This is a genomic window from Actinotalea sp. C106 (assembly GCF_023630195.1).
Taxonomy (GTDB): domain Bacteria; phylum Actinomycetota; class Actinomycetes; order Actinomycetales; family Cellulomonadaceae; genus Actinotalea.
In genome coordinates this window covers 1-12804 of sequence record NZ_JALPKN010000069.1, presented here as the reverse complement: position 1 = coordinate 12804, position 12804 = coordinate 1, and the positions used below count along the sequence as shown (strand labels likewise).

The window sequence follows — 12804 nt, the reverse complement described above, 5'->3', positions numbered from 1 at the left end:
CTCGCGGAGGGCGGCATCACCGGGGCCGGGCTCGACGTCCTGGACCCCGAGCCGCCCCTGCCCGGCGACCCCCTGCTGCGCCTGCCGAACGTCATCGTGACCCCCCACGCCCTGTGCTGGACCGAGGACTTCACCCGCGACGTCGCGAGCAGCTGCCTGGGCGCGCTGATCGACGTCGCCCACGGCCGGCGGCCGGCGCACCCGCTCAACCCGCGAGCCCTGGACGTGACCTGGCCGACGCACGGCTGAGGGGTGTGCGACGCGGACACCTGAGCGGTCCGACGACGGCGCGACGGCGAGGGCCCGGTCTCGGCACCGCGCGCGGCTCGTAGGGTGGGCCGCATGGACCGAGCCGACCCCACGGTGGTGAGCCCGACGACGGTGAGCCCGACGTCGGGTGCGTCCACGCGTGGAGCGGGGGAGGTGGCCGGGGCGCAGGGCTCCCCGGTCGAGGCGGTCGACCGCGCTCTGCTCGTCCTCCAGGCCCTCGCCCGCGCGGGCGCACGCGGGGCGGTCCTCGCCGACCTGGCCACCGGCCTCGGGCTCAACAAGACCACGGTGCACCGCACCCTCGCCGCGCTGCGCTACCGCGGCTTCGTGACCCAGGACTCGACGTCGGGCGCCTACCGGCTCGGGCCCTCGGCGACCCAGCTGGCCGACGACTACCTGAGCGACGAGAACCTGCCCGCCCTGCTGCACCCGGCCCTGGTCGCCCTGTGCGCCGCGGCCGAGGAGCTCGTCCACCTCGGGGTGCTCGAGGGCAGCCACGTGGTCTACCTCGACAAGGTCGAGCCGGACCGGTCGTTGCGGGTGTGGTCGGCCATCGGTCGGCGCAGCCCCGCGGTGACCACCGCCCTGGGACGGGCCCTGCTGTCGCACCGCCGCACCGACCGCTCGCTGCTGCCCGGGTACGTCCGCGCGGCGGGGGACGGGGCCGGGGTCGACGCCGACCACGTCTGGGCGGTCCTCGAGCGCGCCCGCGAGCGCGGCTACGCCACCGAGGACCAGGAGAACGAGGTCGGCATCAGCTGCCTCGCGGTCCCGCTGCTGCGCTCGGGCTCGGCGGTCGCGGCGGTGAGCATCACGGCGCCGGCGGAGCGCATGACGCCCGACCGGGTCGCCTGGCTGCGCGAGCAGATGCGGGCCGTGCTGCCGGCCCACCTGCCGGAGGGCATCACGATCCCTGGTCGGTGAGCCCTCGGGGCTGGGGCTCGTGCCGGTGCCGCCGGATGCCGGTGCGGTACAGCACCAGGAACTCCAGCAGGCCGAAGACGACGCCGCCGAGCAGGCCGGTCAGGACGATGCCGAGGACGGGCGTGCCCGGCTCGCGGAGGGCCAGCACGACCATCCAGAAGACCGCGTAGAGCGTGCCGCCCAGGGCGGCGGGGCGTGCGTGTCGTCGGGCCATCGGGTGTCGTGCCATGTCGCCTCTCTCGTCGTCGTCGTCGGTGTCGTGGTCGTCGTCGTCGCCATGGTCGAGCGATGGGTGCTGCGCCTCGTTGATCTTGCTCTCCAGGCTAGGCGGGCGAGGTGCCCGAGGCGCATCGGTGCCTGATGCCCTTGAGCCTGAGCGCCACTCGTGGCATCCTGTATTTCGGAGAGCGACACACGCATTCCGCCTAGCGAAATGGATGCCACGATGACGGACACCCTGACTGCCCTCGGCGCCGCGCGCCTCGTCCCCGTGGTCGTCCTCGACGACGCCGCCGACGCCGATGCCCTGGCCGGCGCCCTGGTCGCGGGCGGTCTGCCGGTCGCCGAGGTCACCTTCCGCACCGCCGCGGCCGAGGACTCGATCCGCGCCATGGCCGACCGCGGCGACATCCTCGTGGGCGCCGGCACCGTGCTGAACGCCGAGCAGGTCGACCGGGCGGTCGCCGCCGGCGCCTCCTACGTCGTCTCGCCGGGCCTGAGCCGGGCCGTCGTCGAGCGCTGCCGCGAGCACGGCGTCCTCGCCCTGCCCGGCGCGGTCACCGCGACCGAGATCCAGGCGGCCCTCGAGCTCGGCCTGAGCACCGTCAAGTTCTTCCCGGCCGGCACCTCGGGCGGCGCCCCCGCCATCAAGGCCCTCGCGGCCCCCTTCGGTGGCGTGACCTTCGTGCCCACCGGCGGCGTCGGCCCGGCCAACCTGCACGAGTACCTGGCCATCCCCGCGGTCGCCGCGGTGGGCGGCTCGTGGATGGTCCCCCGCGACAAGATCAAGGCCGGCGACTTCGCGGGCATCACCCAGCTCACGGCCGAGGCCGTCGCGCTGCTCGACGCCTGACCGTCCGGCCCCCGCCCGGGAGTACCGGGCCCACGCCCACCCCAGCCATCCCAGACGAAGGAGCCTGACCATGGCCCTGACCATCCGCCCCGCGGCCGAGTGCCGCTACGACGCCGTCTCCCTCGGTGAGGTCATGCTGCGCCTCGACCCGGGCGAGGGTCGCATCCGCACCTCGCGGCAGTTCCGCGCCTGGGAGGGCGGCGGGGAGTACAACGTGACCCGTGGTCTGCGTCGGGCCTTCGGGCTGCGCGGGGCGGTCGTGACGGCTCTGGCCGACAACGAGATCGGGCGCCTCGTCGAGGACTGCATCCTCACCGGTGGGCTCGACACCCAGTTCATCCAGTGGGTCCCCTTCGACGGCATCGGCCGTGAGGTCCGCAACGGGCTCAACTTCACCGAGCGCGGGTTCGGCGTGCGCGGCGCCGTCGGGGTCTCGGACCGTGGCCACACCGCGGCCTCCCAGATGAAGCCCGGTGACGTGGACTGGGACCACCTGTTCGGTGAGCTCGGCGTGCGGTGGCTGCACACCGGGGGCATCTTCGCGGCCCTGAGCGAGAGCTCGGCCGAGACCGTGATCGAGGCCGTGACCGCGGCCAAGAAGCACGGCACGGTCGTCTCCTACGACCTGAACTACCGCCCCAGCCTGTGGAAGTCGATCGGCGGCCACGCCAAGGCGCAGGAGGTCAACAAGGAGATCGCGAAGCACATCGACGTCATGATCGGGAACGAGGAGGACTTCACGGCCAGCCTCGGCTTCGAGGTCGAGGGCGTCGACGAGAACCTCTCGGCCCTCGAGGTCGACAAGTTCGCCGCGATGATCGAGACCGCTGCGGCGGCCTACCCCAACTTCCAGGTCATCGGCACCACGATGCGCACCGTGCACAGCGCCAGCGTCAACGACTGGGGCGCCCTGGCCTGGTCCCGCGAGACCGGCGTCGTGCAGTCCGCCCACCGTGAGCGTCTCGAGATCATGGACCGCGTCGGTGGCGGGGACTCCTTCGCCTCGGGCCTGGTCTACGGCCTGCTCGACGGCCAGGACCTGCAGACCGCCGTCGAGTACGGCGCTGCCCACGGCGCCCTGGCCATGACCACCCCGGGGGACACGACCATGGTCACCAAGGCCGAGGTCCTCAAGCTGGCCGGCGGCGGCAGCGCCCGCGTGGACCGCTGAGCCGACCCCCGGTGGTCGCAGGCTGAACCACCCCCCACCCGTCCGGCCCTCGGCCGGCCGTCGACGACGACCCCCGCAGAGCGTTCTCGCAGGCGCTCCGCGGGGGTCGTCCTCTGATCAAGGAGAACCCATGACTGAGACCGCAGCCCTGATCGACCTGACCGGCAAGCGCGCCCTGGTGACCGGTGGAGGCACCGGGATCGGCCGCGCCGTCGCCCTCGACCTCGCCCGTGCGGGGGCCGACGTCGCCGTGACGTACCGCTCGCACGACGCCGCCGACGTGGTCCGTGAGATCGAGGACCTGGGGCGTCGCGCCGTGGCCTTCGAGCTCGACGCGACGGACGGCGCCGCGGTGACCGCCGTCGTCGGGCAGGCCGTGGAGGCCCTCGGCGGGGGGATCGACGTGCTGGTCAACAACGCCGGCGGCCTGGTCGGGCGGCAGAAGGTCGCCGAGATGACCGACGAGCACTGGCACGCCGTGATCGACGTCAACCTCACCAGCACCTTCTACGTGACCCGCGCGGCCCTGGCGGCGATGCCCGACGGCGGTCGGGTGGTCTCGATCGGGTCCCTCGCCGGGCAGAACGGCGGCGGCCCGGGCGCCGTGGCCTACGCCGCCTCCAAGGCAGCCCTCGACGGGTTCACCCGCGGCCTGGCCAAGGAGCTCGGCCCGCGCGGCATCACGGTCAACGCGATCGCCCCGGGGTTCATCGGCGAGACCCCCTTCCACGCGACCTTCACCCCCGAGGAGGGGCAGCGTGCCGCCGTGGCGGGCACCCCGCTGGCCCGCCCCGGTCGCCCGCAGGACGTCGCGGCCGCGGTGCTGTTCCTCGCCTCAGCGGCCGGATCCTTCAGCACCGGGACCGTGCTCGACGTGAACGGCGGCACCTGGTTCCACTGAGCCACGCGGGGCTGCTGAGGCCGCAGCGCGTCCTGCGGCCTCAGCGCCTCCCGCGACTCCAGCCGAACCTGTGGCCTCAGCCCACGTGGTCGCGCCAGGAATGGGCGGGGGCGTACCCGATGAGCTCGCGGGCGGCGTCGATCGAGAGCAGGGTCTCGAACTCGCCGACCTCGCGGGTGCGCTCCACCTCGGGGAAGACCTCGGCCATGAGATCGGCCGAGGGACGGTTCATGATCGTGTCGGCCGCGGCGATGATGACGTTCTGCGACCCGTCGGTCTCGGCCTCCAGGCCGAGGCGGAAGGCCTGCGCGACGTCGCGCACGTCGACGTAGCCCCACAGGTTCCACCGCCGCAGCTGCGCGTCGCCCCAGTAGCCGGGCACGGCGGCGTAGTCCTCGGGGCGGTGGATGTTCGACAGCCGCAGTCCCAGGAAGGGGATGCCGCTCCACGCCTGCACGTGGCGGGCGGTCTCCTCGCCGAGCACCTTGGACAGCGCATAGGTCGAGGTCGGTACCGGGAAGTGGGCCTCGTCGACCGGCGCGTACTGCGGCGCGACGTCGAAGGGCAGGCCCAGGGTGGTCTCGCTCGAGGCCCACACCACCTTGCGCAGGTTGTGCCGAGCCGCCGCGAGGAACACGTTCTGGTTCATCGCGGTGTTGCGGTTGAGGGTCTCGGGGGCCGTGGCGCGGCCGGGGGCGGGGATGTTGCCCAGGTGGACCACGGCGTCGGCCTCGGAGAGCACCTCGAAGGCCTGCCCGTAGTCGGTGAGGTCCGCGACCAGCAGGTCGGTCCCGAGGCCGGCGTCGGCCCCCGGCGGACCGGTGAGGTCTGTCGCGTGCACCTCGTAGCCGTGCTCGAGCAGATCGGCCACCACCGCTCGCCCTGCCTTGCCGTACGCCCCTGTCACAGCGATCGTCGTCATGGGCCCCATCCTTGCGCCCCGCGCCCGCCCCCGCACGCGACCACCCCGCGGAGGCCCACCCCGGTCCCCTGCTGAGACCCTCGCCGCCCGCCGCTGAGCGCCCGCAGCCGCGTCGCGCCCCCTCACCGCTGTCGAGTGGTCACTTCTTGCTGCATCGCCCACCACGGGTAGCGGCAAGAAGTGACCACTCGACGACGGGCGGGGCGGGAGTGCGGGGTGGGAGAGCGCGAGGGGGCGGACGGAGTGCCGGCGGGGCACGCAGAAGCCCCGCCGCGCAGGGGCGGCGGGGCTTCTGGTGACGCGCTGCAGGTGATTCGCTGCAGGTCAAGACTCGGAGGTCAGACCACCAGGCTCAGTCCACGTCCTCGTCGACCCAGTCGAGGGTCTTGGTGACGGCCTTCTTCCAGTTGCGGTAGGTCTTCTCCCGCGCGGCCTCGTCCATGGAGGGCTCCCAGCGCTGCCCCTCGGCCCAGTTGTCGATGACGTCCTGCTCGCCCTCCCAGTACCCGACGGCGATGCCGGCCGCGTAGGCCGCGCCGAGGGCCGTGGTCTCGGCGACCTTCGGCCGCACCACGGGGACGCCGAGGATGTCGGCCTGGAACTGCATGAGCGTCTCGTTGGCGATCATGCCGCCGTCGACCTTGAGCTCGGTCAGGTCCACGCCCGAGTCGGCGTTCATGGCGTCGAGCACCTCGCGGGTCTGGAAGGCCGTGGCCTCCAGGGCGGCCCGCGCGATGTGGCCCTTGTTGACGTACCGGGTCATCCCGACGAGCGCACCGCGGGCGTCCGAGCGCCAGTGCGGGGCGAACAGCCCCGAGAACGCGGGGACGAAGTACGCGCCCCCGTTGTCCTCGACACTCTTGGCGAGGGTCTCGCTCTCGGCGGCGTCCTTGATGATGCCGAGGTTGTCCCGCAGCCACTGGATCAACGACCCGGTCACCGCGATCGCACCCTCGAGGGCGTAGACCGCAGGGGCGTCGCCGATCTTGTAGCAGACGGTGGTGAGCAGGCCGTTCTTGGACGGGACGGGCTCGGTCCCGGTGTTGAGCAGCATGAAGTTGCCCGTGCCGTAGGTGTTCTTGGCCGTGCCCACCTCGAAGCAGGCCTGGCCGAAGGTGGCCGCCTGCTGGTCGCCGAGGATCCCGGCGATCGGGACCCCGGGCACCATGCCGCCCTTGCGACCCTTGCCGTACACCTCGGAGGAGGAGCGGATCTCGGGGAGCATCGACACCGGGATCTTCATCTCGGCGGCGATCTCCTCGTCCCAGGTGAGGGTGCGCACGTCCATGAGCATGGTGCGCGAGGCGTTGGTCACGTCGGTCACGTGCACACCGCCGTTGACCCCGCCGGTCATGTTCCACAGCACCCAGGCGTCGGTGTTGCCGAACATGAGGTCCCCGGCCTCGGCCTTCTCCCGCGCGCCGTCGACGTTGTCGAGGATCCAGCGGATCTTGGGCCCGGAGAAGTAGGTCGCCAGGGGTAGGCCGACCTTCTCCTTGTAGCGTTCGGCCCCGCCGCCCAGGGCGGCCAGCTCGTCGCAGATCTTCTGGGTGCGGGTGTCTTGCCAGACGATCGCGTTGTACACGGGCTTGCCCGTGGTGCGGTCCCACACGACGGCGGTCTCGCGCTGGTTGGTGATGCCGACGGCCGCGATGTCCTCGTGGGTGAGGTTGCCGCGGGTCAGGGCCAGGCCCACGACCTCGCGGACGTTGGTCCAGATCTCCTGGGCGTCGTGCTCGACCCAGCCGGCACGGGGCAGGATCTGCTCGTGCTCGAGCTGGCCGGTCGAGTGGATCGACCCGGAGTGGTCGAAGACGATCGCCCTCGAGCTGGTCGTGCCCTGGTCGATGGCAAGGATGTAGTCAGCCATGTCAGTCCTTCACGTCGTCGTGGGTGGTGGTGGTCGTGCGGGCCGCTGGGGGCCCGGAGGGAAGGGTCCGCACGGGTCAGGCGACAGCAGCGGCGAGCAGGCCCGCGATGGCGCCGCCGATCAGGGGGCCGACGATCGGCACCCACGCGTAGCTCCAGTCGCTCGAGCCCTTGCCCTTGATGGGCAGCAGCGCGTGGGCGATGCGAGGCCCGAGGTCACGGGCCGGGTTGATGGCGTACCCGGTGGGCCCGCCGAGGCTCGCGCCGATGCCGACGACGAGCAGGGCGACCGCGAGCGGGCCGAGCTCGTTGGGCGTGTTGCCGAACTGGATCACGATGTACACCAGCACGAAGGTGCCGATGATCTCGGTGACGAGGTTCCAGCCGTACGAGCGGATCGCTGGGCCGGTCGCGAAGACGCCGAGCTTGGAGGCCGCGTCGAGCTCCTCGTCGAAGTGCGGCTTGAAGGCCAGGAAGGCGAGCACCGCGCCGAGGAAGGCGCCGATCAGCTGACCGGCGAAGTACACCAGGGTCGAGGCGACCGTCACGGACACGCCGGTGGCGTACTCGTCCACCCCGTTGGCCAGGAGGCCGACGGTGACGGCGGGGTTGATGTGCGCGCCGGACTTCCACGCGGCGAACACGCCCGCGAAGACGCCGAGCCCCCACCCGAAGTTGATCAGCAACCAGCCTCCGTTGAAGCCCTTGGACTTCGGCAGGAGGACGGTCGCGACGACACCGGCACCGAGCAGCAGCAGCAGTCCGGTGCCGATGATCTCCGAGATGAAGACATCGAGAAGACTGGGGTCCATGGCATTCCTCGTTTCGTCAGCGAGACGTCGTTGTCACGTGCTCTCCGGGCAGGCACCCGGAGGGTCGAGGGCCTCACGGGCAGGGCGCCCGGGAGGTCGGTCTGGGGAGCTCAGGTCCCGGCAGGGCCTGCGGTCCCGCGGTCGTGGGGGGAGGAGCCCGGCTTGGTCCCGCCGTCGGCCGAGCCACCCAGGGGCATCAACGGGGTGATGTCCTCGGCGGCCAGACGCGCGACCTCCGCGCCGGCGTCGTCCGTCTCGTGGGAGGCGGCCTCCTCGGCCTCGCACCGCGCCCGGTAGGAGTCGATCTCGGCCTGGCGGGTCGCGTCGTCCCAGCCGAGGCGCTCACCGACCAGGTCGGCGATCTCCTCGATCGCGCCCAGGCCGCGGTCCGACTGCTCGTAGACGAGACGGGTGCGGTGCAGCAGGACGTCCTCGAGGTGCAGGGCGCCCTCGTGGCTGGCCGCGTAGGCGACCTCGGCGCGCAGGTAGGCCGGGGCGTGCTCGAGGGGGCGGCCCAGGGACGGGTCCGCGTCGACCATCTCGGTGATGTCGGTGAGCAGCGACCCGTAGCGGTGCAGCAGGTGGTCGACCATGGCCCGGCTCCACCCGTAGGTCGAGGCGATCCGCCGGCTCTGGCGCTGCAGGACGGCGTGCCCCTCGGCGCCCACCAGGGATATCCGGTCGGTGATCGAGGGGAGCTGCTTGGCCCGGCCGCCGAGGGCGAAGTCCACGGCGTCGACCGCCATGACCCGGTAGGTGGTCAGCTTGCCCCCGGCGACGACGGTCAGCCCCGGGGTGGGGGAGGCGACCGTGTGCTCGCGGGAGACCTTGGCCGAGGAGGTGCCCTCCTTGGTTCCGGGCTGGAGCAGCGGCCGCAGGCCGGCCCAGGTGCCGATGACGTCGTCCCGGGTGAGGGGCCGCGCGAGCACCGTGTTGGCGTGGTCGATCACGTAGTCGATGTCCGCCGCGGTGGCCACGGGGTGCTGGAGCTCCTGCTCCCACGGGGTGTCGGTGGTGCCGATCACCCAGTACCGCGACCACGGGATGACGAAGAGCACGGACTTCTCGGTCTGCAGGATCAGCCCGACGTCGCCGCGGATCCGGTCGCGGGGGACGACGATGTGCACGCCCTTGGAGGCCAGCACCCGCAGACCGCCGTCGGCGTCGGCCAGGGCCTCGGTCTCCTCGGTCCACACGCCCGTCGCGTTGATGACCTGGTCGGCCCGGACGGTGACCCGGCGGCCGGTCTCGAGGTCGGCGAGCACCGCGCCGTTGACGGCGCCGGTCCCGCGGTGGGTGAGCTCGACCACCTGGGTGCGGCTCGCGACGTGCGCCCCGTAGGAGGCTGCCGTACGCACCAGGGTGCTGACCAGGCGCGCGTCGTCGACGCTCGCGTCCCAGTAGCGGACGGCGCCGACGGCGGCGTCGTGCCGCAGGTCGGGGAACATCCGCTCCATGCCCTTGCGGCTCAGGTGCCGGTGCCAGGGCATCGCCCGGTTGCCGGGCGCGAGGCTCGCCAGGGTGTCGTAGAGGGCGACCCCCGCGCCGACGTAGGCCCGCTCCCAGACCTTGTGCTCGAGGGGGTAGAGGAAGGAGACCGGGCGCACCAGGTGCGGGGCGATCCGCTTGAGCAGCAGGTCGCGCTCGGTGAGGGCCTCGTGAACCAGGTGGAAGTCGAGCATCTGCAGGTAGCGGAGCCCGCCGTGGACGAGCTTGCTGGACCGGCTCGAGGTCCCCGAGCCCCAGTCCTGGGCCTCGACGAGGCCGACCCGCAGGCCACGGGTCACGGCGTCGAGGGCGACCCCGGCGCCGGTGACGCCGCCGCCGATCACCAGGACGTCGAGCTCGTTCCCGTCGGTCGACGACGCGTCGAGCGCGTCGAGGGCCTTGGTCCTGGACTCCGGGGTCAGGGCGGCTGTCTTCACTTCGTCCTCCTTGACGCACGATGGCGCTCCGCGGTGCGCGGTGACTCTTGTGGGAGACCTCCGAGGACGGGGCTTCACGAAGCAGCCGGCCGCGCGACTTGTCCTATGTTTTCCACGGGGAGAACGAACGCGCAACCGGAGTGCACGAACGTGCAACACTGGTGCGCCGGGGGACCGAGCGGCCGAGGCCGCCGTCGACCCACGAGAGGGCGGAGAGCGCGATGGAGCGCGAGGACGTGCTGCGAGCAGCGTCGATGTACTACCTGCAGGACATGACGATGGACGTGATCGCCCGGCACCTGGGCACCTCGCGGTCCACCGTCTCCCGCTTGATCAAGCGGGCCCGCGAGACCGGTCTGGTCGAGATCACCATCCGCCCTGCACGAACTCTCGCCCCCGGACTGAGTCGCACGATCGCCCGCGAGCACGCGATCGAGGCCTACGTGGTGCCCGTGCCGGACTCCGCGACAGAGCTCCAACGCCTCGAGCAGGTCGCCCTGACCACCGCCAAGCTGATCGGCTCGTGGTTCGACTCCGAGATGGTCCTCGCCCTCGCGTGGGGCACCACCCTGGCGGCGATCGGACGCAACCTGACCCCCAAGGCCACCCGCGGCAGCTCCGTCGTCCAGCTCAACGGCGCGGCCAACACCCGCACCAGCGGTGTCGAGTACGCGAGCGACCTGATCTCCGGGTTCGGCAGCGCCTTCGACGCCGCGGTGCACCACTTCCCGGTGCCCGCCTTCTTCGACTACCCCGAGACCAAGGCCTCGATGTGGCGCGAACGGTCGATCCGTCGCGTCCTGGACGTCCAACGCCGGGCGGACATCGCGCTGTTCAGCGTGGGCGCCGTGAGCGGCGGGGTCCCCAGCCACGTGTACTCGGCCGGCTACCTCGACGCCGAGGACGTCACGCTCCTGCACGACGAAGGGGTCGTCGGCGACGTCTGCACCGTCTTCCTGCGAGCTGACGGCAGCTACGCCGACGTCGCCCTCAACGCCCGCGCGACCGGCCCCACGCCCACCGAGCTCCGCCGCATCCCGCGCCGGGTGTGCGCCGTCGCGGGGGACAACAAGGTCGCCCCTCTGCGCGCTGCGCTCGCGGCGGGGGCCGTCACCGACCTGGTGATCGACGAGGTCACCGCCGCGGCCCTGGTCGACCTGCCGGCCGCCGTCGTGCCCTGATCTGCTCTAGCGTTGGTGCGTGCCTGATGAGATCCCTGACCTGGCCGTGCCGGTGGCTGAGCCGTCGACACCCCCCTACGTGCTGCGGTCGGCCCTGCCCCGTGACGTGCCCCAGCTGCGCGACCTGGTCCAGCCCTACGCGCAGGAGCGCATCCTGCTGGCCAAGGAGCTGGTCGGCTACTACGAGGCCGTGCAGGACTTCATGGTCGCCGAGGACGAGACCGGCGCCCTGATCGGCTGCGGCGCGCTGCACGTCATGTGGACCGACCTCGCCGAGGTGCGCACCCTGGCGGTGCACCGCGCGTGGCGGGGCCGCGGGGTGGGGCACGCCCTGCTCGACGCCCTGGTCGCGCGGGCGCAGGACCTCGGGCTGCGCCGCCTGTTCTGCCTGACCTTCGAGGTCGAGTTCTTCCGCCAGCACGGCTTCGAGGCCATCAACGGCACCCCGGTCGACGCCGACGTGTACGTCGAGCTGCTCCGCTCGCACGACGACGGCGTGGCCGAGTTCCTCGACCTGGCGCGGGTCAAGCCCAACACCCTCGGCAACACCCGGATGCTCCTCGAGATGCCCTGAGTGCCGGGACGTCGGCGAGCGCAGGTGCCGGACCCAGGTGCGGGCCGTCAGTCCTGCACGGCCTTGGCGATGGTGACCGCCCGGGTGATCCACTCCCGGTCGGACGAGGTCAGGGCGCGGTCGTCACGGCCCGCGGCCTCGAGGCACCACAGCACGGCGACCACCTCGCGCACCACCGCCCAGTCCCGTGCCCGGTCCGGGTCGAGGCCGCCCGCGTCCACCGCCGACCAGAACCGTTGCTGCACGGCCCAGCGCACCTCGCCCGTCGCGACCACCTCGGCCCACCGGTTCCACAGCAGCGGGGCGACCTCGAAGGCCGGGTCCCCGGCCAGGGGCTTGGGGTCGATGGCGAGCCACGGCTCCCGGGTGGACGCGAGCACGTTCGCGTAGTGCAGGTCGGTGTGCACGATCCGGTCGTCCACTCCCTCCGCCCGCGAGAAGGACCGGGCGAGGGAGGCGGCCTGCTCGACGAGGCGTCGCGGCACCGGAGCGTCCCGGGGCAGGGCCAGGAGCCGGACGGACCAGTCGGCCGCCAGGCCTGACAGCGGCCTGAGCTGGGGCAGGGCCGGCCGGTGCAGCCTGCGGTACAGACCGCCGACGACGGCGCAGGCCTCGACCGCGTCGATCGAGCCCAGGCCGGTGGTGCTCGCGCGCTCGAGGAGGAGCGCGCCGCGTCGCGGGTCGGCCGTGAGCAGGTGCACAGCGCCCTGCCCGTGCCAGTGCCGCAGGGCGAGGTGCTCGTGGTCGGACTCCTCGTGCGGCCACCCGAGCTTGAGGACCGCAGGCTCGCCGTCCTCGGTGCGGACCGGCACGGCCAGGGCGCACTCGCCGTGGCCCGGGGCGCCGTCGGGCGTCAGGGACCAGTCGTCGAGCACCTCCTCGAGCACGCGCGGCACGCCGTCGAGCCACGGTTGCCACGTGGGCCCGTGGTCGGGGAGGGCCAGCAGCCCGGCGGGGATCGGGATGCTCATCCGGGCAGCCGGTAGCCGTCGTCGAGCTCCTCGACGAGGCCGTCGAGGAGGAGCCCTGCGAGGACCCGGGCGCGCTGCACGGCGTCGAGGCTCACGTCCGCCAGGACCGCCGCGGGCACCGGGTGGTCCGCGTCCCGGAGCCGGGCCATGACCCGTCCCCGCACCTGCCGGTCGGTGCCCTCCCAGGCCTGCTTGCGCCGCCGCAGCAGGTG

13 protein-coding genes and 1 pseudogene are annotated in these 12804 nt (G+C 72.6%); 7 read left to right on the top strand and 7 right to left on the bottom strand.

What is annotated here, in order from left to right:
- Positions 1–249, top strand: a 249-nt coding sequence (locus L0B03_RS06900; RefSeq protein ID WP_284501477.1) for an NAD(P)-dependent oxidoreductase, incomplete at its 5' end; no start/stop codon positions are given.
- Between the two features lie 93 nt (positions 250–342).
- The gene (locus L0B03_RS06895) at positions 343–1194 is read left to right on the top strand and encodes an IclR family transcriptional regulator (RefSeq protein ID WP_250445052.1); all 852 of its coding nucleotides are present in this window, start codon (positions 343–345) and stop codon (positions 1192–1194) included.
- On the opposite strand, the gene L0B03_RS06890 is transcribed toward L0B03_RS06895, so the two are convergent.
- Positions 1175–1423 (bottom strand): hypothetical protein, encoded by a 249-nt coding sequence (locus L0B03_RS06890; RefSeq protein ID WP_250445051.1) that lies wholly within the window; start codon positions 1421–1423, stop codon positions 1175–1177. The two genes, L0B03_RS06895 and L0B03_RS06890, sit on opposite strands and share 20 nt — an antisense overlap.
- A 216-nt stretch (positions 1424–1639) precedes the next feature.
- On the opposite strand from L0B03_RS06890, the gene eda reads away from it, so the two are divergent.
- The 3 genes from eda (at position 1640) to L0B03_RS06875 (ending at position 4338) form a co-directional block, all read left to right on the top strand.
- Entirely contained in the window at positions 1640–2266 is a 627-nt protein-coding gene (gene eda, locus L0B03_RS06885) for a bifunctional 4-hydroxy-2-oxoglutarate aldolase/2-dehydro-3-deoxy-phosphogluconate aldolase (protein ID WP_250445050.1), read from the top strand.
- Between the two features lie 70 nt (positions 2267–2336).
- Entirely contained in the window at positions 2337–3437 is a 1101-nt protein-coding gene (locus L0B03_RS06880) for a sugar kinase (protein ID WP_250445049.1), read from the top strand.
- 130 nt (positions 3438–3567) lie between these two features.
- Positions 3568–4338, top strand: coding sequence for an SDR family NAD(P)-dependent oxidoreductase (locus L0B03_RS06875; protein WP_250445048.1), 771 nt, complete (start codon positions 3568–3570; stop codon positions 4336–4338).
- A gap of 76 nt (positions 4339–4414) precedes the next feature.
- Here the strand turns inward: L0B03_RS06875 and L0B03_RS06870 are convergent, their stop codons facing one another.
- The 4 genes from L0B03_RS06870 to L0B03_RS06855 all read right to left on the bottom strand — a co-directional run bounded on the left by L0B03_RS06870 (position 4415) and on the right by L0B03_RS06855 (position 9866).
- On the bottom strand, positions 4415–5260 hold the full coding sequence (locus tag L0B03_RS06870) for an NAD(P)-dependent oxidoreductase (protein WP_250445047.1): 846 nt from the start codon (positions 5258–5260) through the stop codon (positions 4415–4417).
- 352 nt (positions 5261–5612) lie between these two features.
- The gene (glpK, locus tag L0B03_RS06865) at positions 5613–7130 is read right to left on the bottom strand and encodes a glycerol kinase GlpK (protein ID WP_250445046.1); all 1518 of its coding nucleotides are present in this window, start codon (positions 7128–7130) and stop codon (positions 5613–5615) included.
- 76 nt (positions 7131–7206) lie between these two features.
- Positions 7207–7941, bottom strand: a complete 735-nt coding sequence (locus L0B03_RS06860) for an MIP/aquaporin family protein (protein WP_250445045.1) — start codon at positions 7939–7941, stop codon at positions 7207–7209.
- Positions 7942–8051: 110 nt separating this feature from the next.
- On the bottom strand, positions 8052–9866 hold the full coding sequence (locus L0B03_RS06855; RefSeq protein WP_250445043.1) for a glycerol-3-phosphate dehydrogenase/oxidase: 1815 nt from the start codon (positions 9864–9866) through the stop codon (positions 8052–8054).
- A 221-nt stretch (positions 9867–10087) separates the two neighbouring features.
- Here L0B03_RS06855 and L0B03_RS06850 point away from each other — a divergent pair, with 221 nt between their 5' ends.
- A complete protein-coding gene (locus tag L0B03_RS06850) occupies positions 10088–11047 on the top strand; it encodes a sugar-binding transcriptional regulator (RefSeq protein ID WP_250445041.1) in 960 nt (319 codons plus the stop codon).
- Between the two features lie 79 nt (positions 11048–11126).
- Positions 11127–11621, top strand: coding sequence for an amino-acid N-acetyltransferase (locus tag L0B03_RS06845; protein ID WP_250445053.1), 495 nt, complete (start codon positions 11127–11129; stop codon positions 11619–11621).
- Positions 11622–11668: 47 nt separating this feature from the next.
- Here the strand turns inward: L0B03_RS06845 and L0B03_RS06840 are convergent, their stop codons facing one another.
- Together L0B03_RS06840 and L0B03_RS06835 are read right to left on the bottom strand one after the other, a co-directional pair.
- On the bottom strand, positions 11669–12592 hold the full coding sequence (locus tag L0B03_RS06840) for an aminoglycoside phosphotransferase family protein (RefSeq protein ID WP_250445039.1): 924 nt from the start codon (positions 12590–12592) through the stop codon (positions 11669–11671).
- Positions 12589–12804: pseudogene (locus tag L0B03_RS06835) on the bottom strand (A/G-specific adenine glycosylase); the annotation flags it as partial. The gene L0B03_RS06840 and the pseudogene L0B03_RS06835, both read right to left, overlap by 4 nt.

Bases quoted from the DNA above. Each gene is read 5' to 3' on its own strand.
- L0B03_RS06870 (WP_250445047.1), bottom strand. From the start codon at position 5,260: ATGACGACGATCGCTGTGACAGGGGCGTACGGCAAGGCAGGGCGAGCG.
- glpK (WP_250445046.1), bottom strand. From the start codon at position 7,130: ATGGCTGACTACATCCTTGCCATCGACCAGGGCACGACCAGCTCGAGG.
- L0B03_RS06840 (WP_250445039.1), bottom strand. From the start codon at position 12,592: ATGAGCATCCCGATCCCCGCCGGGCTGCTGGCCCTCCCCGACCACGGG.
- L0B03_RS06890 (WP_250445051.1), bottom strand. From the start codon at position 1,423: ATGGCACGACACCCGATGGCCCGACGACACGCACGCCCCGCCGCCCTG.
- L0B03_RS06850 (WP_250445041.1), top strand. From the start codon at position 10,088: ATGGAGCGCGAGGACGTGCTGCGAGCAGCGTCGATGTACTACCTGCAG.
- eda (WP_250445050.1), top strand. From the start codon at position 1,640: ATGACGGACACCCTGACTGCCCTCGGCGCCGCGCGCCTCGTCCCCGTG.
- L0B03_RS06860 (WP_250445045.1), bottom strand. From the start codon at position 7,941: ATGGACCCCAGTCTTCTCGATGTCTTCATCTCGGAGATCATCGGCACC.
- L0B03_RS06895 (WP_250445052.1), top strand. From the start codon at position 343: ATGGACCGAGCCGACCCCACGGTGGTGAGCCCGACGACGGTGAGCCCG.
- L0B03_RS06880 (WP_250445049.1), top strand. From the start codon at position 2,337: ATGGCCCTGACCATCCGCCCCGCGGCCGAGTGCCGCTACGACGCCGTC.
- L0B03_RS06875 (WP_250445048.1), top strand. From the start codon at position 3,568: ATGACTGAGACCGCAGCCCTGATCGACCTGACCGGCAAGCGCGCCCTG.